General features: G+C 71.4%; 25 protein-coding genes and 1 tRNA gene. 18 read left to right on the plus strand and 8 right to left on the minus strand.

The genetic code is table 11. The annotated features are described in order from the left end of the window. The first annotated feature begins 16 nt into the window (after nucleotides 1-16). The gene (locus tag Q9R13_RS17175; RefSeq protein ID WP_310962394.1) at nucleotides 17-751 is read left to right on the plus strand and encodes a lysophospholipid acyltransferase family protein; all 735 of its coding nucleotides are present in this window, start codon (nucleotides 17-19) and stop codon (nucleotides 749-751) included. Between the two features lie 18 nt (nucleotides 752-769). On the opposite strand, the gene Q9R13_RS17180 is transcribed toward Q9R13_RS17175, so the two are convergent. Further along, nucleotides 770-1,015 carry a mycoredoxin gene (locus Q9R13_RS17180; protein ID WP_310962395.1) on the minus strand — a complete coding sequence of 82 codons (246 nt, stop codon included), beginning with the start codon at nucleotides 1,013-1,015 and terminating at the stop codon, nucleotides 770-772. Nucleotides 1,016-1,092: 77 nt separating this feature from the next. Between Q9R13_RS17180 and Q9R13_RS17185 the strand changes: the two genes are divergently transcribed. The 5 genes from Q9R13_RS17185 to Q9R13_RS17205 all read left to right on the plus strand — a co-directional run bounded on the left by Q9R13_RS17185 (nucleotide 1,093) and on the right by Q9R13_RS17205 (nucleotide 4,442). Further along, nucleotides 1,093-3,165, plus strand: a complete 2,073-nt coding sequence (locus Q9R13_RS17185; RefSeq protein ID WP_310962396.1) for an ATP-dependent DNA helicase UvrD2 — start codon at nucleotides 1,093-1,095, stop codon at nucleotides 3,163-3,165. Nucleotides 3,166-3,301: 136 nt separating this feature from the next. Beyond that, nucleotides 3,302-3,493 carry a hypothetical protein gene (locus tag Q9R13_RS17190; protein WP_310962397.1) on the plus strand — a complete coding sequence of 64 codons (192 nt, stop codon included), beginning with the start codon at nucleotides 3,302-3,304 and terminating at the stop codon, nucleotides 3,491-3,493. Nucleotides 3,494-3,639: 146 nt separating this feature from the next. After that, nucleotides 3,640-3,921, plus strand: a complete 282-nt coding sequence (locus Q9R13_RS17195; protein ID WP_310962398.1) for a WhiB family transcriptional regulator — start codon at nucleotides 3,640-3,642, stop codon at nucleotides 3,919-3,921. 43 nt (nucleotides 3,922-3,964) lie between these two features. Further along, nucleotides 3,965-4,132, plus strand: coding sequence for a hypothetical protein (locus Q9R13_RS17200; protein ID WP_310962399.1), 168 nt, complete (start codon nucleotides 3,965-3,967; stop codon nucleotides 4,130-4,132). 148 nt (nucleotides 4,133-4,280) lie between these two features. Continuing rightward, a complete protein-coding gene (locus Q9R13_RS17205) occupies nucleotides 4,281-4,442 on the plus strand; it encodes a hypothetical protein (RefSeq protein WP_310962400.1) in 162 nt (53 codons plus the stop codon). Nucleotides 4,443-4,454: 12 nt separating this feature from the next. Here Q9R13_RS17205 and Q9R13_RS17210 read toward each other — a convergent pair whose 3' ends face one another. From Q9R13_RS17210 to Q9R13_RS17220, 3 genes are all read right to left on the minus strand, one after another. Then, nucleotides 4,455-5,816: an ABC1 kinase family protein gene (locus tag Q9R13_RS17210; protein WP_310962401.1), complete on the minus strand. Its 1,362-nt coding sequence runs from the start codon at nucleotides 5,814-5,816 to the stop codon at nucleotides 4,455-4,457. Further along, a complete protein-coding gene (locus Q9R13_RS17215) occupies nucleotides 5,813-6,652 on the minus strand; it encodes a TOMM precursor leader peptide-binding protein (protein WP_310962402.1) in 840 nt (279 codons plus the stop codon). The genes Q9R13_RS17210 and Q9R13_RS17215 overlap by 4 nt, the downstream gene beginning before the upstream one ends. Before the next feature lie 133 nt (nucleotides 6,653-6,785). Beyond that, the gene (locus tag Q9R13_RS17220; protein WP_089503918.1) at nucleotides 6,786-6,944 is read right to left on the minus strand and encodes a DUF5679 domain-containing protein; all 159 of its coding nucleotides are present in this window, start codon (nucleotides 6,942-6,944) and stop codon (nucleotides 6,786-6,788) included. A 191-nt stretch (nucleotides 6,945-7,135) separates the two neighbouring features. Here Q9R13_RS17220 and Q9R13_RS17225 point away from each other — a divergent pair, with 191 nt between their 5' ends. From Q9R13_RS17225 to Q9R13_RS17245, 5 genes are all read left to right on the plus strand, one after another. Then, a complete protein-coding gene (locus Q9R13_RS17225; protein ID WP_310962403.1) occupies nucleotides 7,136-7,951 on the plus strand; it encodes an enoyl-CoA hydratase/isomerase family protein in 816 nt (271 codons plus the stop codon). Nucleotides 7,952-8,200: 249 nt separating this feature from the next. Next, nucleotides 8,201-8,737: an HIT domain-containing protein gene (locus Q9R13_RS17230; protein WP_310962404.1), complete on the plus strand. Its 537-nt coding sequence runs from the start codon at nucleotides 8,201-8,203 to the stop codon at nucleotides 8,735-8,737. Continuing rightward, nucleotides 8,734-10,056: an MFS transporter gene (locus Q9R13_RS17235; protein WP_310962405.1), complete on the plus strand. Its 1,323-nt coding sequence runs from the start codon at nucleotides 8,734-8,736 to the stop codon at nucleotides 10,054-10,056. Before Q9R13_RS17230 ends, Q9R13_RS17235 begins: the two co-directional genes overlap by 4 nt. Next, nucleotides 10,056-11,135, plus strand: a complete 1,080-nt coding sequence (locus Q9R13_RS17240; RefSeq protein WP_310962406.1) for a PHP domain-containing protein — start codon at nucleotides 10,056-10,058, stop codon at nucleotides 11,133-11,135. The genes Q9R13_RS17235 and Q9R13_RS17240 overlap by 1 nt, the downstream gene beginning before the upstream one ends. A 33-nt stretch (nucleotides 11,136-11,168) precedes the next feature. After that, nucleotides 11,169-11,717: a M48 metallopeptidase family protein gene (locus Q9R13_RS17245; RefSeq protein WP_310962407.1), complete on the plus strand. Its 549-nt coding sequence runs from the start codon at nucleotides 11,169-11,171 to the stop codon at nucleotides 11,715-11,717. Between the two features lie 75 nt (nucleotides 11,718-11,792). Here the strand turns inward: Q9R13_RS17245 and Q9R13_RS17250 are convergent, their stop codons facing one another. Together Q9R13_RS17250 and Q9R13_RS17255 are read right to left on the minus strand one after the other, a co-directional pair. Next, entirely contained in the window at nucleotides 11,793-12,335 is a 543-nt protein-coding gene (locus Q9R13_RS17250) for an NUDIX domain-containing protein (protein WP_310962408.1), read from the minus strand. Beyond that, nucleotides 12,332-13,663, minus strand: coding sequence for a zinc-dependent metalloprotease (locus Q9R13_RS17255; RefSeq protein ID WP_310962409.1), 1,332 nt, complete (start codon nucleotides 13,661-13,663; stop codon nucleotides 12,332-12,334). The genes Q9R13_RS17250 and Q9R13_RS17255 overlap by 4 nt, the downstream gene beginning before the upstream one ends. Nucleotides 13,664-13,710: 47 nt before the next feature. Here Q9R13_RS17255 and Q9R13_RS17260 point away from each other — a divergent pair, with 47 nt between their 5' ends. The 7 genes from Q9R13_RS17260 to Q9R13_RS17290 all read left to right on the plus strand — a co-directional run bounded on the left by Q9R13_RS17260 (nucleotide 13,711) and on the right by Q9R13_RS17290 (nucleotide 20,312). Next, on the plus strand, nucleotides 13,711-14,175 hold the full coding sequence (locus Q9R13_RS17260) for a molybdenum cofactor biosynthesis protein MoaE (RefSeq protein ID WP_310962410.1): 465 nt from the start codon (nucleotides 13,711-13,713) through the stop codon (nucleotides 14,173-14,175). A gap of 56 nt (nucleotides 14,176-14,231) precedes the next feature. Further along, on the plus strand, nucleotides 14,232-14,471 hold the full coding sequence (locus tag Q9R13_RS17265; RefSeq protein ID WP_310962411.1) for a hypothetical protein: 240 nt from the start codon (nucleotides 14,232-14,234) through the stop codon (nucleotides 14,469-14,471). Between the two features lie 70 nt (nucleotides 14,472-14,541). Next, a complete protein-coding gene (locus Q9R13_RS17270; protein ID WP_310962412.1) occupies nucleotides 14,542-15,609 on the plus strand; it encodes a YlbL family protein in 1,068 nt (355 codons plus the stop codon). After that, a complete protein-coding gene (locus tag Q9R13_RS17275; RefSeq protein ID WP_310962413.1) occupies nucleotides 15,606-16,163 on the plus strand; it encodes a PPA1309 family protein in 558 nt (185 codons plus the stop codon). Before Q9R13_RS17270 ends, Q9R13_RS17275 begins: the two co-directional genes overlap by 4 nt. Nucleotides 16,164-16,272: 109 nt before the next feature. Further along, on the plus strand, nucleotides 16,273-19,203 hold the full coding sequence (locus tag Q9R13_RS17280; protein ID WP_310962414.1) for a UPF0182 family membrane protein: 2,931 nt from the start codon (nucleotides 16,273-16,275) through the stop codon (nucleotides 19,201-19,203). Next, nucleotides 19,200-19,985, plus strand: coding sequence for a hypothetical protein (locus tag Q9R13_RS17285; protein ID WP_310962415.1), 786 nt, complete (start codon nucleotides 19,200-19,202; stop codon nucleotides 19,983-19,985). The genes Q9R13_RS17280 and Q9R13_RS17285 overlap by 4 nt, the downstream gene beginning before the upstream one ends. A 253-nt stretch (nucleotides 19,986-20,238) precedes the next feature. Next, nucleotides 20,239-20,312, plus strand: a tRNA-Met gene (locus Q9R13_RS17290). Here the strand turns inward: Q9R13_RS17290 and Q9R13_RS17295 are convergent. After that, nucleotides 20,294-21,571, minus strand: a complete 1,278-nt coding sequence (locus tag Q9R13_RS17295) for a tyrosine-type recombinase/integrase (RefSeq protein WP_310962416.1) — start codon at nucleotides 21,569-21,571, stop codon at nucleotides 20,294-20,296. The two genes, Q9R13_RS17290 and Q9R13_RS17295, sit on opposite strands and share 19 nt — an antisense overlap. Continuing rightward, nucleotides 21,568-21,708 carry a helix-turn-helix domain-containing protein gene (locus Q9R13_RS17300; protein WP_310962417.1) on the minus strand — a complete coding sequence of 47 codons (141 nt, stop codon included), beginning with the start codon at nucleotides 21,706-21,708 and terminating at the stop codon, nucleotides 21,568-21,570. Before Q9R13_RS17300 ends, Q9R13_RS17295 begins: the two co-directional genes overlap by 4 nt. Between the last annotated feature and the right edge of the window lie 18 nt (nucleotides 21,709-21,726).

Here is a 21,726-nt window from a genome sequence, read left to right on the forward strand (position 1 = left end):
CCGGCAGGCTTCGGCCATGTCGACGCGCCGGATGAGCAACGAGCAGGCCCACGACATCGCCCGCAAGGGCCCGGGCCGGGTCGCGTACTTCTTCGTGCGGATCGTCCTGATGCCGGTCCTGCGGATGCTGTTCGCGATGCGGGTGTCCGGCAAGGAGCACGTGCCGGCCCGTGGCCCGGTGGTGATCGCCCCGAACCACAAGAGCTTCTGGGACGCCTTCTTCATCTCCGCGGTGCTCTCCCGGCGGATCTACTTCATGGGCAAGGCGGAGCTGTTCGAGGGCCGGGCCGGCAAGCTGCTGATCTCGCTGGGCGGCTTCCCGGTACGCCGAGGCGCCTCGGACTCCGAGGCGATCGCGACCGCGCTGGCGATCCTCGAGCGCGGTGACGCCCTCGCGCTGTTCCCCGAGGGGACCCGGGTGTCCGACCCGGCGGAGCTCGGCCAGCCTCGTCGAGGGGCCGCGCGGATCGCGATCGAGGGCGGCGCGCCGATCGTGCCTACCGCGATCACCGGCACCGAGAAGCGCCGGTTCCACCTGCCGCGCCGGGTCCAGGTCTCCTTCGCCGCGCCGATCCCGGTCGCCGAGCTGCGCGCCACCCCGGAGGACGCGGGCAAGCTGATCGAGGACGCGGTCTGGCCGGTGGTCTCCGAGGACTACCGGAGGTTGCGGGCCCGGCCCGGCTTGGTCGCCGCGGGGTTGGCGGCCGTGGGCGTCGGCATCGCCGTACGTCGGTGGCGGGCGCGTCGCTGAGACCGCCGGTGCCGAGGCTCAGGCCAGGGCGGCGAGCTTCTCCTGGACCTGCTTCAACGACGGGTTGGTCTGTGCCGTGCCGTCGGTGTACACCAGCGTGGGCACGGTCTGGTTGCCGTCGTTGGCAGCCATCACGATGTCGGCGGCCGCCGGGTCCTGCTCGATGTCGACGACGTCGTACGCGATCCCGGCCCGGTCCATCTGACCCTTGAGCCGGTGGCAGTATCCGCACCAGGGGGTGGTGTACATCGTGACGGCACTCATCAGACTGTCGCTCCTCGCGCCTAGGGTGTGACCACACAACAACCCCGACCCGGAGATCCTTCCCTGTGCCCGCCCCCGTGACCGCAGACCTGCCATCGCCCGACCAGCTGCTCAGCGCCCTCGACCCCGAGCAGCGCGCGGTCGCCGAGGCGTTGCGAGGCCCGGTCCGGGTCCTCGCCGGCGCGGGCACCGGCAAGACGCGGGCGATCACCCACCGGATCGCCTACGGCGTGGCATCGGGCGTCTACAAGCCCACCGAGGTGCTGGCCGTCACCTTCACCACCCGGGCCGCCGGGGAGATGCGCGGCAGGCTGCGCGGCCTGGGGGCTGCGGGCGTGCAGGCGCGGACCTTCCACTCCGCTGCGCTGCGCCAGGTCCGGTTCTTCTGGCCGAAGGTCTACGGGGGCGCCCCGCCCCAGCTGATCGAGTCCAAGATCCCGATCGTCGCGGTGGCCGCCCGGCGCAACCGGCTCCAGGTCGACCAGGCCCGGCTGCGGGACCTCGCTGCGGAGATCGAGTGGGCCAAGGTCAGCAACGTCCTCCCCGACGACTACCCGCGCCTCGCCGGCACCCGCCACCGTGAGGTCACCGGCCTCGATGCGCCGACCGTGGCACGCGTCTTCGCGACCTACGAGGAGCTCAAGCGGGAGCAGGGCCGGATGGACATGGAGGACGTCCTGCTCTGCGCCGCGGCGCTGCTGGCCGAGGACGAGCGGGTCGCCGCCGAGGTCCGCCGGCAGTACAAGTGGTTCGTCGTCGACGAGTTCCAAGACGTCAGCCCGATCCAGTCGGCGCTGCTCGAGCTCTGGCTGGGCGGGCGTCACGAGATCTGCGTGGTCGGTGACCCGACGCAGACGATCTACTCGTTCGCGGGCGCCCGGGCCTCCTACCTCACCGACTTCGCGGCGAGCCATCCCGGCACCACCAGCATCGAGCTGGTCCGCAACTACCGCTCGACCCCGCAGGTGATCGCGACCGCCAACGCCCTGACCAGGGGCAGCTCCACTCGGGGCGTGGAGCTGCGCCCCCAGCACGAGTCCGGCCCCGAGGTGGCCTGGCACGAGCTCCCCGACGAGGTCGCCGAGGGTGAGGCGGTCGCCGCCGAGGTGCTGCGGTTGCAGCGCGCGGGCGTGCCGCTGCGGGAGATCGCCGTGCTGTTCCGGATCAATGCCCAGTCCGAGGGGTTCGAGGAGGCGCTCGCCGCTCGCGGCATCCCGTACGTCGTCCGCGGGGCGGCTCGCTTCTTCGACCGCAGCGAGGTGCGGCAGGCGATCGCCCTGCTGCGGGCCGAGGCCCGGGCCGGCGAAGCTCCCCACGATGACGTCGGTCCGCGGGTCCGTGCCGTGCTCGCCGGGATGGGCTGGACGTCCGAGGCGCCCGGCGGGCGTGGGCAGGCCCGCGACAGGTGGGAGTCGCTGATGGCGCTGGTCTCCCAGGCCGACGACTACGCGGAGGCAGAGCTCGCGGGCACCCTCGAGGGCTTCGTGGCCGAGCTCGATCGTCGCGCCCACGAGCAGCACGCCCCGGTGGCCGAGGGGGTCACCCTGGCCACCCTGCACGCCGCGAAGGGGCTGGAGTGGGATGCGGTGTTCTGCTGCGGACTGCAGGAGGGCACCCTCCCGATCACCTACGCGGACACGCCCGAGGCGGTCGAGGAGGAGCGCCGGCTGCTCTATGTCGGGATCACCCGTGCGCGCCGTCACCTGTGGCTGTCCTGGTCGCTGGCCCGCAGCCCCGGGGGCCAGGCGCGGCGCCGGCCCTCGCGCTTCCTCGACGGCCTGCGCCCGGCCTCGGCCACCGACCGACCGGCGGGGGGCTCGGCCGGCTCGTCGCGCCGGTCACGCAGTCGCCGGGCCGCGGTCTGCAAGCTGTGCCGGCGTCCCTTGGCGACCTCGGGGGAGCGCAACCGCGGCTACTGCCAGGACTGTCCGGTCCCGTACGACGAGTCGCTGTTCGACGCGTTGAAGTCGTGGCGCAAGGAGCGCGCCGAGGCCGAGAGCGTGCCGGCGTACGTCGTCTTCTCCGACGCCACCCTCGAGGCCCTCGCCGAGGTGCGGCCCACCGACCGCGATGCGTTGCTGCGGATCAACGGCATCGGCCCCTCCAAGCTGGAGAAGTACGCCGACGACGTGCTGGCGATCCTGGCCTGAGAACGGCGGCCAGCTCGGGGCTTCCTTAAATGATTTGCGCGCCCGAATGAGGGCGGCGTAACTTGACCCTCACGACTTGCGCACCACGGAGCTGACAACTCCGGCGCCCGACCAGCACGAAGGAGGTGCACCGACGATGAGCAACAACACCAGCATCTGGACGATCGACCGTGGCTACGCCATGCCTTCCGCCGCGGCCGCTTGCGTCGTGCCCTCCCACGCCGGTGCTGCCCTCCGCCGCACGCGTGGTGCCGTCGATCTGACCGCCGGTTTCGTGACCGAGCCGAAGTTCGACGCGGGTCCCCGCACCTGGAGTCCACCGATCTGACGAGTCCTGACTCGACGACCGGCAACCTCCAGGCCGCGGAACCCACCAAGGGATCCGCGGCCGTTCTGTTTTTCCGGCACCGGATCTCGCCCGGCTGTTCTCAACCCGCAGTTGCTCGCAGAAGTTCGAAAAGTAGGAGGAAGCACATGAGCACCAGTGCTCTCGACCCCGCCCAGGCGGACGAGGCGGAACGGTTGCCCTGTCGCAGGGAGGACCCGGAGCTGTTCTTCGCCGAGTCACCCAGCGACGTCGAGCTCGCCAAGGCCCTGTGCACGAGCTGCCCGGTCGTTGCCGAGTGCCTCGCCGGTGCGCTCGAGCGCCGTGAGCCGTGGGGTGTGTGGGGCGGCCAACTGTTCCTCCAAGGAGTGGTGATCCCCCGCAAGCGCCCCCGCGGTCGGCCCCGCAAGGACGCTGTCGTCGCGGCCTGAGCAACCAGACACCATGACCGGAATACCTGATCGGAGCAAGACCATGGAACACCTCATCCACGAGGACCTGGCGCGTGCCCATGTCGGCGCGCGCCTCCGGGAGGCGCAGCTGACCCGCCGCGAGCAGCAGCTCGTTCGGGCCAAGCGCCTCTCCCGCAGGGCGGAGCGCGCCGCCGCACAGGCGCGGCTGGCCCTGGCCCGCGCCCTGTAGTGGGCAGCGAGGCACCTGCGGGCACGGGGCCGGTTCCACCACTGTGGTGGAACCGGCCCCTTGTGCTCTCCGGGCCAGCGCAACGGAGCCCAGCGTCCCGGCCGCGCGGCATCGTGCGCTCGTCCAGCGCGCGACGTAGCGTGGCGTCGTGGTGACCTGTGACTTCTGCGGCAGCACCGAGCCCGGCGAGCAGCCGCCGGTGAGCTGGACCTCGGCCACCGAGCAGGGGCGGCTCAAGTTGTTCTGCGCACGCTGCTCACGCGAGTACCTGCGGTCGATGGAGGCGAAGCTGGACTCCGACCACTGGTGAGTGGGCTGCAGGCTAGCGCGGGTCGGCGAACCCGGGCAGGTTCTCCTCCAGCAGGGCGCGGAACGGCAGCTCGGCCTCGAGCTGGCTGAGCACCCCGATGGCGCCGGTCCAGGTGCGGTGGATCAGCAGGTACGACGGCGGCAGGTTCAACCGCAGCATGGTGGCGTAGGCCTCCCCGCGCGGGTCGTTGAGGCGCCGGAACTGTCGACGCATCCATTGGCGGGAGAACTGGAAGGTCTCCTCGGCGGCCGGCTCGATGAAGGGGCCGAGATAGGCGCGGAGCTGGTCGGCGTCGAGGCGGATCCGCTCTCGGATGAACCCCTCCTCGCGCAGCTGGTCGACCAGCTGGTCGTAGTCGTCCATCGCCGCGATCCGGATCAGCGCGCCCAGCGACCGGGGCAGGCCACGCTCCGGCAGTCGCGCTACGGCTCCGAAGTCGAGCACGCCGAGGCGTCCGGGCGTGCCGTCGGCGCTCGGCAGCGGACGGAAGTTACCCGGGTGAGGGTCCGCGTGCAGCATCCCGGTGCGCGACGGCCCGCCGAAGAGGAACCGGACGAAGTGCCCGGCGTAGTGATCGCGCTCCTCCTGGGTGCCGTCCCGGATCACCTGGGCGAGCGACCCGGGACTCTCCAGCCACTCGGTGACCAGGACGTGCGGGCTGCCGGCCACCACGTCGGGCACCACGATGTCCGGGTCGTCGCGGTAGGCGGCCGCGAAGGTCCGCTGCGCATCGGCCTCGAGGCCATAGTCGAGCTCCTCGGCTGCCCGCGCCTGCAGCTCGGCGAGCAGCGGCTTGACCTCGATGCCGGGCACCATGGGGCCCAGGGAGCGAGCCAGTCGGGCCAGCTGTCGCAGGTCGGAGCGCAACGCCTCGCCCGCGCCCGGGTACTGGACCTTGACGGCGACCCCGAGGCGGCGGTCACCGGTCCCCGCCCCCGGCTCGACCCAGATGCCCTTGTGCACCTGCCCGATCGAGGCGGCCGCCGCGGGGACGGCGTCGAAGTCGACCAGGTGCTCGTGCCAGTTCGCGCCGAGATCCTCGGCCAGCCGCTGCCGGATCATGATCGTCGGCATCGGCGGTGCGGAGTCCTGCAGGCGGGTCAGCTGCTCGCGGTACGGCGCGGCCAGCTCCTCGGGCAGCGCTGCCTCGAAGATCGACATCGCCTGGCCGAACTTCATCGCCCCGCCCTTGAGCTCGCCCAACGTCCGGAAGAGCTGCTCGGCGGTGCGTTGCTGGATCTCGGTCAGCACCGCCTCGGACGACGCGCCGCCGAGCCGCTTGCCCAGACCGACCGCGCTGCGGCCGGCGTACCCCAGCGGCAGCGCCGCGAGTCGGGCGGTGCGGGCCACCGCCTTGCGGGGAAGGTCGTTCACCCCGCCAGTCTGCCCGATGGGCGCGCGTCCTCCGGCGCGGCCTCGTCGGTCCACCCGCACGCGCAGCCGGGGTGACGCAGCCAGCGGGCGGCGACCATGCCGCTCAGCGCGCCGTCGACGGTGATCGTGGTGGACCAGGTCGCCGGCCGGGCGCCGCCGAGATGACCGGCCAGGTCGTGCAGGGCCCAGCTGGTGAGCAGCACTGCGAGCAGGGGGTCCACCGGATCCGCCACGGCATCGGGCCGGGGCCGGCCGGACGCCGCGGCGTACCGGGTGACCACCGCGTGGTGGCCCGGGTCCTCGTCCGCGCGGTGCTCGTCGAGGCAGCGCAGGCAGGCCGTCACGCCGGGGACGACCAGTGGACCGAGCACCGCGGCCCCGTCGACCAACCGGACCGCGATGTGCGTCGTCCGCGACCGGAGCAGCGGGTCGAGCAGGTCACGGTCGAGCTCGCCACGGCTGAGCACCAGGGCGGCATCGCCCGGGTCCGCGGCGGACGGGTCGTGACGGGCCAGGCCGGCGGCGTCCAGGAGCGCGCCCGGATCCAGGTCGGAGGCGGCGGCGCCCAGGTCTCCGTGCACGGCGATCCGGGCGCGCACCGGCTGCTCGGCATCGGCGTCCACGACTAGGCCCGCCGCCACCAGCTCGTCGAGGGTGCTGCGCGCCTCCGGGTCGTCGGGCAGGGTGTCGCGCGCGAGCAGCGCCTCTACCAGGCGGGTGTTCGCGGCGCTGCGCGTGAGGACCGCGCACCGGTCGGCGGTGATCCCGATCTGCAACAGTCCACGACCACGGTCGACGACCCGCAGCCCGGGGGCGAGGATCGGATGGCGGAGCATCCGCAGACGGTAGAGCCGGGCGGCCGCACCCGTCGAACGGCCGTCCACAGGGCTTCGCCCGGAGCGGGCGAACGCGCGAAGGCGGACCCCCCGAGGGGGATCCGCCTTCGCGAAATCGGATGCGGCGTGAAGCTCAGGCCTTGCCGAGGATCCGGTTGAGGTTGGTGCCGCAGACGGGGCAGACGGCCTTCGCCATCCGGGTGCCCTTGTCGTTCACCCTGACCTCGCCCTCGGCCTCGCGCTTCTCCTTGCACTTCACGCAGTAGAACTCGCCGCTCCAGGTCTCCGCCATGACGGCCTCCTTGTTCTGGTTGTTCGTGGTCGTCGCGGCGGGGATTGCAGGGAAGTCCCGCCGGGGTCCGGCCTGCGGACCGGTTACGACACTAGTCGACTGCGGCGGGGATTCCGTGCACCGGGGCGAGCCGGCGCCAGGCGTGTCCCGGCGCGACCACGCGGCCCGGATCGCAAAGTAGCCTCACCGTCATGACCCACGTGCCCGACCTGGCCGGGCTGGATCTGGCGCACCTGAGTGTGCGTCGGCCCAGCGACGGCGTCGTCGTACTCACCCTGGACAACCCCGACCAGCGCAACGCGATGTCGGCGGAGATGACCGATTCCTGGGGCCGCGCGCTCGATGCGGTCGCCGCGGACCCCGACGTACGCGCGGTCGTGGTGACCGGCGCAGGGACGGCGTTCTGCTCCGGTGGCGACACCGGCTGGATCGCCTCCGAGCCGGACGCCGGGGTCGACCGGCTGCGCAGCCGGATGATCGGGTTCTATCGCGCCTGGCTGCGGATCCGCGACCTCGAGGTGCCCACGATCGCGGCGGTCAACGGGCCGGCGATCGGGGCCGGTCTGTGCGTCGCGCTCGCCTGCGACCTGCGCTTCGCGGCACGCGGGGCGCGGTTGTCCGCGCCGTTCGTCAAGCTCGGGATGCACCCGGGGATGGCCGCGACCCATCTCCTGCCCGACGTCGTCGGCCCGGCCACGGCACGTGACCTGCTGCTCACCGGACGGACGGTGGACGCCGACGAGGCGCTTGCCCTGGGGCTGGTCTCGCGGGTCCTCGACCCCGAGCGCTTCGAGACCGAGGTGCTGGCCGCCGCCACCGAGATCGCCGCGACGGCGCCGATCGCATCCCGCTACACCACGGTGGCGTTGCGCGACGGGCACGCCGACATCGAGTCCGCCCTGCAGTGGGAGGCGCTCGCGCAGCCGGTCACGATGGCGACCGCCGACCTCCAGGAGGGCATCGCCGCGGCGAGGGAGCGCCGTGCCCCGCGGTTCCGCGGCCACTGAGCCCGCGCTGCCCGACGTCGGGACGGAGACGAGGCCCTCGACGATCCCTGCAGCTGCGTTTGCCTTCCCCTTGCGAACGCAACCTCGAGGTCGTCGAGGGCCTCAATGAGTGCCAACCTAGGGGGAGTGCGCCGGCCGGTCAATGCGGTTGGCGACCGACCTGTCCACCACCTGTGGACAACCCTGTGGAAAGGTGTGGACGACCGGCCGTGTGTTGTGGATCACATGTGGAGGAAGGGCGTTGAGCCGGTGCTGAGCGCGGAACCCGAGGACACGCCCGCGACCGGGCCACACGACGGGCCACAGGACGGTCCCCGAGACTGGCGCAGCGACCGGATCGGCGCCGCCCTGCGCGGGGAGAACCCCACCGTGCTCGCCCGGGTGCCGGCCGGGTTCGCCGTCATCGGCGACGTGCAGTGGCTCCCCGGCTACTGCGTGCTGCTCACCGACGACCCCGCCGTGGAGCGACTCTCGGACCTCGCGCCAACCGCCCGCGCCGACTACCTCGACTCGGTGGCCCGGCTGGCCGCCGCGGTGGAACGGGCCTGTGCCGCCGCCGATCCGGGGTTCCGGCGGGTCAACATCGAGATCCTCGGCAACACCGACCCCTACCTGCACGCGCACGTGTGGCCGCGCTACGGCTGGGAGCCGGTCGATCTGGTCGGCCATCCGGTGTGGCTCTACCCGCGCACGCACTGGTCGGACCCCGCGCACGCGCTCGATGCGCGTCACGACCCGCTGCGCGCCGCGATCACCGCGGAGCTGATCGAGACGGGGCGCCGGTGACCGCGGAGCAGCGCGTGCCGCGGGCGGCGTACGTCACCTGGCTGATCGGTCTGGCGGCGTATGTGATGGCGGTGTTCAACCGCACCTCGTTCGGTGTCGCGGTGATCCCGGCCGCGCACCGCTTCCACGCCTCGGCGAGCGACCTGGCGTCGTTCACGGTCGTCCAGCTGATCGTGTACGCCGGCCTGCAGATCCCCGTCGGCGTGCTCCTGGACCGGGTCGGGGCCCGTCGGCTGATCATCGCCGGCGGCGTCTTGATGACCCTCGGGCAGCTCGGCCTGGCGTTCTCCACCTCGGTGTCCACGGCGCTGCTGATGCGGATCCTGATCGGGGCGGGCGACGCGGTCACCTTCATCAGCGTGCTGCGCGTGGTCACCGACACCTTCCCGGGCCGGACGGTCCCGGTGATCACCCAGCTGACCGGGATCTTCGGCCAGCTCGGCGGCGTTCTCAGTGCGATCCCGCTGGCCGCGATGCTGGGCTCGTCAGGGTGGACGCGGTCCTTCGAGCTGGTGGCCTCCCTGGGCGCGCTGGTCACCGTGCTGGTGATCGTGGCGCTGCGCGTGGAGGACGTCGAGCACCGGACGGCCCCCGGATTGGCCCAGGCGTGGGAGCAGATCAAGGGCGCCTGGCGACATCCCGGCACCCAGCTGGGCCTCTGGACCCACTTCACGACCCAGTTCTCCCCGACGGTCTTCACGCTGCTGTGGGGATTCCCGTTCCTGATCTCCGGGGAGGGCCAGTCCCGCGGCACCGCGAGCATGCTGCTGACCGTCAACGTCGCCGCCGGCGCGGTGGTCTCACCGCTGCTCGGTCGACTGGTCGCCCGGCACCCGCTGCGACGTTCATGGATGGTGCTCAGCATCACCCTGAGCTGCGTGGCCGGGTGGACGCTCGTGCTGGCGTGGCCCGGGCAGGCGCCGCTGTGGGTGCTGGTCGTCCTCGTCGTCTCGATCGCGGCCGGCGGCCCTGGGTCGATGATCGGGTTCGACTTCGCCCGGACGTTCAACCCCAGCGAGCGGATCGGCACCGCGAGCGGGATCGTCAACGTGGGCGGCTTCGTGGCGTCGCTGTCGCTGATGTACGCCATGGGTGTGACGCTGGACCTGCTCACCCCCGGACACGGGTCGGACTACTCGCTCTCGGCGTTCAAGTGGGCGTTCGGGCTGCAGTACCTGATCTGGGCCGGCGGCACCGTCGCGATCCTGGTCAGCCGACGCCGGGTGATCCGGCGCGAGGAGATCGTCATCCCCAAGATCCGTGAGGCGGTGCTGCGCGAGTATCGCGCCCGCCGTGACCGCCGGGAGCAGGAGGACTGATGCCCGACTCGTACGACGACGGCCCGGTGGCCGCGCTGCGCCGGATCGCCTTCCTGCTCGAGCGATCCCGCGCGGAGACCTACAAGGTCAAGGCGTTCCGGGCTGCTGCCGCCACGATCCTGCCCGTCCCCGGCGACGAGCTCGCCGCCCGGGTTGAGGCGGGCACCCTGCGCGAGCTCCCCGGGATCGGCGCGTCGACGGCCGCAGTGATCTCCGACGCGGTGCAAGGACGGATGCCGGCCCGGCTGGCCAAGCTCGAGGCGGAGGAGGCCGGCCCGCTGGTGGAGGGAGGTCTCGCCGTACGCGCGGCGCTGCGCGGCGACCTGCACTCGCACAGCGACTGGTCCGACGGCGGCTCGCCGATCGAGGAGATGGCGTTCACCGCCATGGAGCTGGGCCACGACTACCTGGTGCTCACCGACCACTCTCCGCGGCTGACCGTCGCGAACGGGCTGAGCGTGGCCCGGCTACAACGTCAGCTCGAGGTCGTCGACGCCGTCAACGACCACCTCGGTCGCGCGGTCCCTGAGCCGGTCGGTCCGATCCCGAAGCCTGTCGAAGGGTTCCGGCTGCTCAAGGGCATCGAGGTGGACATCCTCGACGACGGCTCGCTCGACCAGACCGAGGAGATGCTGGCGCGGCTCGACGTACGCGTGGCCTCGGTGCACTCCAAGCTCCGGATGGATCCGGCCGCGATGACCCGCCGGATGGTCGCGGCCTGCGCCAACCCGTTCACCAACGTGCTCGGGCACTGCACCGGTCGGCTGGTGACCGGCGGCAGGGGGGTGCGGCCGCAGTCGGAGTTCGACGCGCGGGCCGTGTTCGAGGCGTGCGCCGCCCACGACGTCGCGGTCGAGATCAACGCCCGGCCCGAGCGCCGCGACCCGCCCACCGAGCTGATCCGGCTCGCGCTGGACATCGGCTGCCTCTTCTCCATCGACTCCGACGCCCACGCACCCGGCCAGCTGGACTTCCAGATCCACGGCTGCGCCCGCGCCGAGGAGCTCGGCATCGACCCGGATCGGATCGTCAACACCTGGCCGGTCGACCGGCTGCTGGCCTGGGCCCGAACCGGATAGCCGTCGGTGCGGACGGGAGGTACCTTCTGCTCCATGGCCGGCCAGCGCGAGGAGCCACCCACACCCGAGGTGGAGGTACGCCGGTCCCGGCGTCGGACCCGCACCGTGTCGGCGTACCGCCAAGACGGCCCGGACGGCAAGGTCATCGTGATGATCCCGGCCCGGTTCACCCGGGCCGAGGAGGCCCGGTGGGTCGAGCAGATGATCGCCCGGCTCGACCGCAGCGAGCGCCGCAAGCACCGCACCGACGAGCAGCTGATCCGGCGGGCGCGCGAGCTGTCGCGCGAGTACTTGCACGGCAGGGCGCAGCCGGTGTCGGTGCGCTGGGTGGACAACATGACCACCCGGTGGGCGTCGTGCACGCCGACCGACCGCACCATCCGGATGTCGGAGCGACTGCAGCCGATGCCGGCGTGGGTGGTCGACTACGTGCTGCTGCACGAGCTCGCCCATCTGCTCGAGCCGAGCCACAACGCACGCTTCTGGCACTGGGTGGATCGGTTCCCCCGGGCCGAGCGCGCCAAGGGCTACCTCGAGGGCGTCAGCGCCTCGGCCTCCCTGGGCATCGCCCCCTGCGACTGACCGTACGGCGCCGAGGCGGCTCAACCTTGCAGCCGTACGGCGCCGAGGCGGCGCAACCTTGCAGCCGTACGACGTTCAGCGAGCGACGAGCCGGGCCAGCCGGACCAGTTCGACCATGTCCGGCTCGTCGGTGGGGAGATCGTCGACGTCGAACCAGCGCACGTCCAGGGACTCGCTGCTGATCACCGCGGCCGTCTCGGCGGGGACCCGGGCGGCGTAGCGCACGTCGAGGTGGTGCACAGTCGTGCCCGGGTGGCAGAACGGCACCGGGTGGGACGAGAGCTGGACCGGGGCGGGCCACAGCACCAGCCCCTCGATGCCGGACTCCTCGGTCGCCTCGCGCAGCGCGGCTGCCGCCAGCGACGCATCGTCGGCCTCCAGGTGGCCACCGAAGTGGAACCAGCGGCCGGCCTTGCCATGCAGGTTGAGCAGCACCCGGTCACCGCGCTCGCTGAGCACCAACGTGCCGGCGGTCAGGTGCGCGGGATGGCAGGACTTGAGCAGTCCGTCGGGGTGCGCCCCCAGGTGCGCGACGTACGACGCGCGCAGCGCCTCCTGCTCGGCCGAGGGGGCCACCCATGCGCGCAACTCGGCGAGCGCATCGTCGTGCGCGCTCACGTCCCGTCGGGGTGGTCGTCTGCCCCCGGCTCGTCGGTCGGGGGGGTGGAGTCGAGGAGCTCCTGGACCGCCCGGTCGAACACGTCGTCGTCGAGCTCCTCCGCGTCGGGAAGGTCGTCGCGGAAGCCCAGCGGGTCATCGAGATCCGCGGCGCTCGGCAGCAGGTCGGGGTGGGCCCACACCGCATCCCGACCCTCCTGGCCCTGCCGGGACCGCAGCGAGCCCCACAAGGTGGACGCGTCGCGCAGCCGGCGGGGGCGCAGCTCGAGGCCGACCAGGGCCGCGAAGGTCTCCTCGGCGGGACCGCCGGCGGCCCGGCGACGACGCATCACCTCCTGCATCTTCGCGGCGGCGGGCATCCGCTCGGCGGTGGCCTGGCCGACGACCTCGTCGACCCAGCCCTCCACCAGGGCCAGGGTGGTCTCCAGCCTCACCAGCGCCGCCTCCTGCTCAGGCGACTTCCTTGGCTCGAACAGCCCGCCCGACAGCGCCTCCTGGATCGCGGCCGGGTTGCTGGGATCGAGGCCGCTCACCGCCTCCTCGATGCCACTCATGTCGATGTGCACCCCGCGACCGAAGGCCTCGACGGAGGAGATGAGGTGCTGGCGCAGCCACGGCACGTGGCCGAACAGCCGCTGGTGGGCGGCCTCGCGCAGGGCGAGGTAGAGCAGCACGTCGTGCGGCTCCACGTCGAGTCCATCGGCGAAGGCGGCGACGTTCCCGGTCAGCAGTGCCGCCGTGCCGGCCGGTCCCAGCGGGAGACCGATGTCGGAGGCGGTCAGCACCTCGCCGACCAGCGCACCGAGCGCCTGCCCCACCTGGCTGCCGAACATCGCGCCACCGGCCTGGGACAGCATCCCGATCAGCGGGCCGGCCATCGCGCGAGCCTCCTCGGGCATCGCCTCGCCCATCGCCGAGACGACGTGCTGGGCAACCGGTTCGACGAGCACCCGCCAGACCGGGGTGGTCTGCTCGATCCAGTCGGCGCGGCTCCACGCCGCGGTCGTGGTCACGCCCGAGGGCAGCACGGTCGCACTGTCGAGCCAGTGGTCGGCCAGCCGGAACGCGTCGGCGACTCGGGTCTGGTCCGCGCGGTCGGGGCTCGGGTCGGGCCTCTGCGCGGAGGTACGACGGGCGACGTCCGTCGCGAGGCTCCAGTTCACCGGGCCGTCGTACGGCGTCATCATCGCCTGCATCTGGCTCATCAGGCCGGACAGGTCGAGGTTGCCGAGATTCATTCCGCCGGCCCCGAACAGCTGCTCGAAGGGGGTGCCCTTGAACGGGTTCTGCGGGTCGTTCTCGCCGGGCTGGTCGGGCGTGTCGTCCATGCCTCCACGGTACCGGCCGGTGCACATCGGCCGCGTAGCCTTGGCACGTGAGCGATACCCCGACCAGCGCCACCACGCCGTCCGATCCGACCCGGGTCCGGCTGGTGGACCTGCGTACCGATCCGCTCGACCCCGCCGAGGTGCTGGCGGCGGTCTCCGACCCGGCGGCCGGCGGACTCAACCTCTTCGTCGGCACCGTCCGCGACAGCGATCACGGCGCGGGCGTCGATCACCTCGACTACTCCGCGCACCCGGGCGCGGCCGAGCGGCTGGGTGAGGTCGCCGCGTCGGTGGCTGCTGCTCATGACGACGTGGTCGCGGTCGCTGCGGTGCACCGGGTCGGCAAGCTCGTCGTCGGTGACCTCGCGGTCGTGGTGGCGGTCTCCGCCGGCCATCGTGACCAGGCGTACGTCGCCTCCCGCACGCTGATCGACCGGCTCAAGAGCGAGGTCCCGGTCTGGAAGCACCAGGTCTTCACCGACGGCACCGACGAGTGGGTCGCCCACGCGTGAGCCGGATCCGCGTGTCCTGACGGATTTCCTGCCCGGTGAGGCGCGACCATAGGCCCATGGCGATCCTGCTCTGGCTGCTGCCGCCCGTCGCGGTGACGGTGGTCGCGATGCTGTGGGTGGGCTGGGTCGGCCGCGACCGGCCGGCGCTGTCCGATCGCAGCGAGGCCGCGCAGGAGCGCGCCCAGCAGCGGTTCGCCGAGGCCATCCTGCGTGAGCACCCGGCCGCCGCCGTACGACGGACGACGCCGCGCGACCGCAGCACCGGGGTCGCTGTCCGGACCAGGAAGTCGGCCTGACCCGATCCGCCGCCCGGCTCCGGGTCCGGGCAGGTGCGCTGCGGTTGATCCCGGATGAGAGGGTTTCGCCATGAGCCGACGGACCGTGGCCACCCTGCTGGCGGTGGTGCTGCTGGTCGTGCTCGCGGGCACGTCGTTGAGCAGGCCGGTCGGCTACACGGTCTTCTCGCCCGGTCCCACGATCAACGTGCTCGGCTCGAACGGCAAGAAGCAGATCATCACGGTTTCCGGTCACAAGGCATTCCGTGACGACGGTGGGATCCGGCTGGTCACCGTCTACGAGACCGCGATCGACCAGAAGGTCACCCTCTTCGACGCGCTCCGAGCCTGGGTCGATCCCAACGACGGGGTCTACCCCCACGACGTGATCTACCAGCGCACCGACACCACCTCGTCGGTGCGGCAGGAGTCGGCCGCGGAGATGACGTCGTCGCAGGACAATGCGGTCGCGGCGGCGCTGCGCGAGTTGCACGTGAAGTACACCACTGCCGTGAAGATCGCGACGGTCGACCGGAAGGGCCCGGCCAAGGGGCGGCTCAAGCCGGGCGATCTGATCGTCGCCGTCGACGGGGTGCGCACCAGCAACCCCGACGCCGTGGTCCGGCACATCAAGACGCGACCTCCGGGCTCCAGGGTCACCGTGACCGTCGACCGGTCCGGCCGCCGTCTGCAGGTGCCGGTGACGACCGGGCCACTGGGCCCCAAGGGCCGGATGCGGCACCAGTCCCGGGTCGGGGTCGGGATCAGCCCGTCGTACCGCTTCCCCTTCGACGTCGGGCTGCACCTGAGCAGCAACATCGGAGGGCCGTCCGCGGGCCTGATGTTCTCCCTCGGCGTGTACGACGTGCTCACCCCTGGATCACTCACCGGCGGCAAGATCGTCGCCGGCACCGGGACCATCGACGCTCGCGGCAGGGTCGGCCCCATCGGGGGGATCCGGCAGAAGATGGTCGGTGCCCAACGAGACGGCGCGAAGCTGTTCTTCGTGCCGGCCGGCAACTGCGCCGAGGCGCTCGGCGGGCACTGGGACCCGTCGAAGATGCGGCTGGTGCGGGTGACGACCATGCCGCAGGCGCTGGCGGCGCTGAAGGCCTGGACGAAGAACCCGAACGCCGAGCTGCCCGGGTGCCGACGGTGAGCGCCGCGACCGATCGGGCCGCCGACCCCGAACTGACCCGCGTGGTCCGCGAGCTCGAGAAGCACGCCTCCGAGGCAGGCTGGGACCGGCCGGCGCAGCTGTTCGCCCTCGTGCCGACCGCCGAGCTGCTCGAACGCGAGCCCGGACTGGCCGCCCTGCTCGAGGATGCGGGGGAGCTGACCTCGGTCCAGCAGGAGGAGCTGGGCGCGGACGAGCTCGAGGAGCTGCTCGAGCGGATCGTCTGGCCCAGCGGCGTCGTCGGTTGCGCCGCGGTGGTCGAGCGGCTGCTGCTGCCGCCCGAGGCCGAGGCACAGATCCCCACCGGGTCCAAGGACGCCGCGGAGTTCGTCGCCGGACACCCTGCGCGGCAGGAGGTGCGGATCGTCGCCGGAGCCACGCGCGCGGGTGGCTCCTGGTGTGCGCTGCGGCTGCGTTCCCACGACGAGCCGCAGTCCGTGCTGGTCGGTGACGACCTGGTTCCGGGCCTGCTCGAGCTGCTCCATGCCACCCTTGAGCCTGAACCAGGCCCACCCGAGGGAGAGCAGCCCCGATGATCCACCCCACGAGATCGTCCCTCGCGTGCCTTCCCGCGGGGACACCGAGCTGGGCACGACGCTCCGCTCCTCGGCTGGGCTCCTGCGCACCACGACCGAGGGACCCCGCGTGAGCGACTTCTTCGACGACGAGGACGCGGCGGTGGCTGCGGTGCGCCCGGCGCGCCGGCGACCCCGTCCGATCGTGCTCACCCTGGTCGCGATCGCGGCGCTGCTGATCGCGTTCTCGGTGTTCACCTCGATCTGGACCGAGAAGCTGTGGTTCGCCAGCCTCGGCGACTCGTCGGTCTTCACCACGCTGGTCTGGACGAAGGTGGCGCTGTTCTGCGGCTTCGGCGTACTGATGGCGCTGGTGGTCGGAGGCAACCTCGCCGTCGCCTTCCGGCTCCGCCCGATGTTCCGGCCGCGCTCGCCCGAGCAGGCGGGCCTGGACCGCTACCGCGAGGTGGTCACCCCGGTACGTCGCGTCCTGATGGTCGCGATCAGTGTGGTGATCGGCCTGTTCGCGGGCAGTTCGGCCGCGGGCCAGTGGCGCGACTTCCTGATGTGGCGGCACCGGGTGCCCTTCCACAAGACCGATCCGTACTTCCACAAGGACATCGGCTGGTACGTCTTCTCCCTGCCGTGGTGGCACTTCGTCGTCGACTTCTTGATGACCGCGGTGATCCTCGGGCTGATCGCGGCGGTGCTGGTCCACTACCTCTACGGCGGCATCCGGCTGCAGACGCCCGGTGACCGGTTCTCCCGCTCCGCGCAGGCCCAGGTGTGCGTGCTGCTCGGTGTTCTGGTGCTGGTCAAGGCGGTCGACTACTGGCTCGACCGCTACGACCTGACCACCAACGACGGCAGCTTGATCACCGGGATGACCTATGCCCGTCAGCACGCCGTACTGCCGGCCAAGGACATCCTGATGGCGATCGCGCTGATCTGCGCGGTGCTGTTCTTCGCCAACGTCTGGCGGCACACCTGGCTGCTGCCCGGCGTCGGGATCGCGCTGTTCGCGCTGTCGGCCGTGCTGCTCGGCCTGATCTGGCCTGCCGTGGTGGAGAAGTTCCAGGTCAAGCCGAACGAGCCGGACAAGGAGTCGACGTACATCGCGCACAACATCGCGGCGACTCGGGCGGCCTACGACCTCGACGGCACCTCGGTGACCGAGTACGACGCCAAGACCACGCTCAGCCCGCAGCAGAGCAACCGGGACGCCGCATCGCTGCCCGGGATCCGGCTCGTCGACCCGATGCTGGTCTCGGAGACCTTCCAGCAACTGCAGCAGGTGCGTGGCTACTACAGCGTGCCGAGCGTCCTCGACGTCGACCACTACGAGGTCGACGGGCGCGAGCGCGACATGGTGGTGGCGGCCCGGGAGATGCACCTGGCCGGCCTGCCCGGGGCCGAGCAGAAGTGGTCCAACGAACACACCGTCTACACCCACGGCTACGGCATCATCGCCGCCTACGGCAACCAGCGCAACGCCCAGGACAAGCCGGTGCGCAACGACGGCTCACCGGTCTGGGCCGAGCGGGACATCCCCCCGAAGGGAGTGCTGGGCAAGTACCGCCCGCAGATCTACTTCGGCGAGAACAGCCCCGACTACTCGGTCGTGGGCAAGGCGCCGGGCGGCCACGACGTGGAGCTCGATAGCCCGCAGGGCACCGGCGACTCGGGGAGGTCCACGACCACCACGTACGCCGGCAAGGGTGGCGTCCCGATCGGGTCGCTGTTCCACAAGCTGCTCTACGCCGCGAAGTTCGGCGACTCCAACCTGCTGCTGTCCTCGCGGGTGCACGCCGCCTCCAAGATCCTCTACGATCGCTCGCCCCGCGAGAGGTTGCAGAAGGTCGCGCCGTGGCTGACCGTCGACTCCGACGCCCTGCCCGCGGTCGTCGACGGCCGGATCGTGTGGATCCTCGACGGCTACACCGTCTCGGACCGGTATGCCGACTCCGAGTCGCGGTCGATGGAGGAGATGACCTCTGACGCGATCAACCCCCGGTCGACGTACGCCACCTTGCCGACCGACCAGATCAACTACATCCGCAACTCGGTCAAGGCCACGGTGGACGCGTACGACGGCACCGTGACGCTCTACGCCTGGGACCAGTCCGACCCGATCCTGCAGGCGATGGAGAAGGCGTTCCCGCACCTGGTGAAGCCGCGGTCGGACATCCCGCCCGACCTGCTGGCGCACATGCGCTACCCCGAGGACCTGTTCAAGGTGCAGCGCAACATCCTGGCCGACTACCACGTGACCGACCCGACCACGTTCTTCAACGACAACGACCGCTGGGACGTGCCCAATGACCCGTCGTCGGCGACCCGGCTGCAGCCGCCGTACCGGCTCTCGGTGGCGACCAAGTCGGGCGGCAAGCCGGTGTTCTCGCTGACCAGCGTCTACACACCGAAGAACAAGCAGAACCTGGCATCGTTCATCTCCGTAGGGGCCGATCCGGAGGACCCGTCGACGTACGGCAAGTTCCAGATCCTCCGGCTGCCGGACAACACCCAGGTGCCGGGGCCGTCGCAGATCGCCAACCAGTTCGCCTCCGACGACCACATCGCCAATCGGCTGCAGGCCTTCAAGCGCGTGGGCGCGAAGATCGAGTACGGCAACCTGCTGACGCTTCCGGTGGGCGGTGGACTGCTCTACGTCCAGCCGGTCTACACCTCGCGTGCCGGCGGCACCGGCAACTATCCGGCGCTGCGGTTCGTGCTGGTCTCGTTCGGCAAGGAGGTGGGGATCGGCGACACGTTGTCGGCCGCGCTGGACGACGTGCTGGGTGTGACCGAGTCCGACCAGGGCAAGGGCGGGTCGACGAAGACTGCCCACCCGCGCGGCAAGGGTGGCACGACGACGAAGGGGAACGGCGGCAAGGGGGGTGCGGCGCTGCCCGAGCACGCACTCCGGCTGCTGCAGCGCGCCGACGCGAAGTTCCGGCAGGGCCAGGACCTGCTGCGCCAGGGTGACCTCGCCGGCTACGCCAAGGCCGTGAGGCAGGGAGAGCGGCTGGTCCAGCAGGCCATAGCCGCCGGCAGCAGATGACCGGCGCTCCGGAGCAGCAGCCGGAGCACGAGCGGCTCCGGATCGACTGGCTGCGCACCATTGCGGGGGCGTTGGCGGCGGTGTCCTCGGCGGTGCTGCTGTCCACCCTCGGCGCCGCCGGCACTTTGGCGGGTGCGGCGTTGGGCAGCGTGATCGTGTCGATCACCAGCAACCTCTACAGCCAGGGGCTGAACCGTAGTCGGGAGCGCGTCGCCAACCGGACGGTCGCGCTGCGTCAGGTGGGCGTTGCCCAGGCGGAGGTACGTCGGGCGCGCCGCCGGCGGATGAGCCCCGCCGCGGCCCAGGCGCACTTGGCCCACGCCGAGGAGCAGTTGACCCGCGCCCGGGCCGAGCTCGACGGCGAGGTCGAACCGGAGCGGCCCGGGCTCGGCGCCCGGTTCGCGGCGCTGCCGTGGCGTCGGGTGGCCCTGCTTGCGGCCGGGTTCTTCCTGATCGCAGCCGTGGCGATCACCGTGTTCGAGCTGATCGCGGGCGAGCCGATCTCGTCGTACACCGGAGGTAGCGACACCCACAGCGGCACCTCCTGGACCCGGATCGACGGCGGCTCGAAGCCGCGGCACAAGCCGACCCCAACGCCGACGCCAACCTCGACGACCACGCCGACGCCCACGCCGACCCCCACGCCCTCGTCGACCCCGACACCGTCATCGACCGCCGCTCCCAGTGGCACCCCGTCACCGACGCCCCCGGCCGCGTCGTCCTCGCCGAGCGAGCAGCCAAGCCCGACCGGCAGCCCGAGTGGGCTGCTCGGTCTGGGCTGACCCCGGCTCGCTGACCCGCGCTGCTGATCCTCGTGCGGCGTACCCGGTCAGTTGTGCGGCGCCGGGGCCGTTCTGCGCCGACCCTGCGCGTGCGCACCCCAACGACCATCGCGCGCGGTGACCAGCCCGGGGTCCTGCTGCTCACCCGCGGCCGGCCGTCGCCACCGCTCGCATGGCCGACCTCGGTGCCTGCGCTGTCCTTGGATCCGATTTTGCGCCTGCGACACTGTCCACTAACCTTGTGCCTACGCGACGCGGGGTGGAGCAGTTCGGTAGCTCGCTGGGCTCATAACCCAGAGGTCGCAGGTTCAAATCCTGCCCCCGCTACTTTGTGAAGGGCCCGCTGACCTGCGGTTTTGCTGAAGGTCAGCGGGTTCTTCGCTTTTCTGGTCGCCCTTGGAGTCGTCGATGCTGCCGAGAATGCTGCCGTCCACTTCGCCGATCTCGGTCGGCGCCGGGGCGAGGATCAGCTGCGCAACCGCGTCGGCAGCCACGGCATCCATGCCGGGGATGACGTGCGTATAGGTCTGCAGCGTGAACGCGGCGGTCGAATGTCCGAGGCGCTCGCTGATCACCTTGGCCGGGATGCCGGCCTTGAGCGCAGCGCTGGCATAGGAGTGCCGCACGTCGTGCAGCCGGATGCGGGGCAGGCCCGCTGACTTGCAGTGCCCGTGGAACAGAGCGGTGATCGTGTCGGGGTGCAGGGGGCGGCCGTCGGCCCAGACGAACAGCAGCTGGGTGTCCTGCCCGAGCAACTCGCGTTCGGTGTCCCAGGTGATGAAGTACTCACGAAGCGCCTCGCATGTGTCCGGATCGAGGGCGAGGTTGCGAACGCCGCTGGCTGTCTTCGGCTGGGATTCGACGGCCCGTCCCGCCACGACGACGCGGGGCGTGCTGGGGGACACCCGGCGGAGGTGCAGATCGACATCGTGTCGAAGCAGCCCGGCCAGTTCACCTCGACGCAACCCGGTCGTCGCGACCAGCAGCCAAAGTGCGTAGAACCTGTCGCTCTCGACATGGCGGACGAATTGGCCGAGCTGCTCCGGAGTCCAGATGGTCGGCCGCGGCCTTGGGGCGCGCGGCGGCTCGGCGTCCTCGGCATAGTTGCGCGGAAGCTGGTCCCACTTGACTGCATCTCGCAGGGCACGGTGAAGCATCCGGTGGACGTTCTGCACGGTCTTTGGGGCAAGCCCGCCGCTGGTTTTGACCCGGCCCCGCTGAAGCAGGTGGGTGTAGAGCAGATTGAGCCGGACCGCCGTGAGGTCTTGGAGCGCGGTCTGCCCGATCACGGGGATCACGTAGGCATCGAGGTAGTTGCGATAGTTCACCCAGGTCGACGGCCTGATCGCTCCCCGCACGGCTGCGTGCCACTCGTCGAGGAAGTCCTCGACGGTCCGTCTCGAGTTCTTGACGCTCCGCCCTTGGAGGTGGGCGTTGATGGCCTTGTTCATCGCTTGAGCGGCGGCGCGCTTGGTCGGGAATCCAGACTTGGTCATCCGTCGGCGTCGTCCGGTCAAAGGGTCGGGGCCGACCTCGAATCGGTACTCCCACTCACCCGACGGGCGACGTGACACGTTCCCGCTCATGCCGAGAGCAACTCCTCGAGCTTCGCGGTGATCACGTAGACGCGTCCGCCGAGATGGGTGGTGGGAAGGTCGCCACAGGCGGCGCAGCGATATGCCGCGGAGCGGCTGATGCCGAGCAGCCGCGCGGCCCGTGGCACGGGGATGAGCATGGGCAG

Source organism: Nocardioides marmorisolisilvae (assembly GCF_031656915.1).
In the GTDB taxonomy this organism is placed as follows: domain Bacteria; phylum Actinomycetota; class Actinomycetes; order Propionibacteriales; family Nocardioidaceae; genus Marmoricola; species Marmoricola terrisoli.